This window comes from Bacillus sp. LB7 (assembly GCF_030449715.1).
Lineage (GTDB): Bacteria > Bacillota > Bacilli > Bacillales > Bacillaceae > Bacillus > Bacillus paralicheniformis.
The window spans coordinates 1-746 of the sequence record NZ_JASGCA010000055.1 but is presented as its reverse complement, the minus strand read 5'-3'; the positions used below and the strand labels follow the sequence as shown (position 1 = coordinate 746).

The window sequence follows — 746 nt, the reverse complement described above, 5'->3', positions numbered from 1 at the left end:
GTAAGGCTGAGCTGTGATGGCGAGCGAAATATAGTAGCGAAGTTCCTGATTCCACACTGCCAAGAAAAGCCTCTAGCGAGGTGAGAGGTGCCCGTACCGCAAACCGACACAGGTAGGCGAGGAGAGAATCCTAAGGTGATCGAGAGAACTCTCGTTAAGGAACTCGGCAAAATGACCCCGTAACTTCGGGAGAAGGGGTGCTCTGTTAGGGTGCAAGCCCGAGAGAGCCGCAGTGAATAGGCCCAGGCGACTGTTTAGCAAAAACACAGGTCTCTGCGAAGCCGTAAGGCGAAGTATAGGGGCTGACGCCTGCCCGGTGCTGGAAGGTTAAGAGGAGCGCTTAGCGTAAGCGAAGGTGCGAATTGAAGCCCCAGTAAACGGCGGCCGTAACTATAACGGTCCTAAGGTAGCGAAATTCCTTGTCGGGTAAGTTCCGACCCGCACGAAAGGCGCAACGATCTGGGCACTGTCTCAACGAGAGACTCGGTGAAATTATAGTACCTGTGAAGATGCAGGTTACCCGCGACAGGACGGAAAGACCCCGTGGAGCTTTACTGCAGCCTGATATTGAATGTTGGTACAGCTTGTACAGGATAGGTAGGAGCCTTGGAAACCGGAGCGCCAGCTTCGGTGGAGGCATCGGTGGGATACTACCCTGGCTGTATTGACCTTCTAACCCGCTGCCCTTATCGGGCAGGGAGACAGTGTCAGGTGGGCAGTTTGACTGGGGCGGTCGCCTCCTAAAA

General features: G+C 54.8%; 1 rRNA gene. It reads left to right on the top strand.

The features are described from left to right. Positions 1-746, top strand: a 23S ribosomal RNA gene (locus QMZ64_RS23020); the annotation flags it as partial.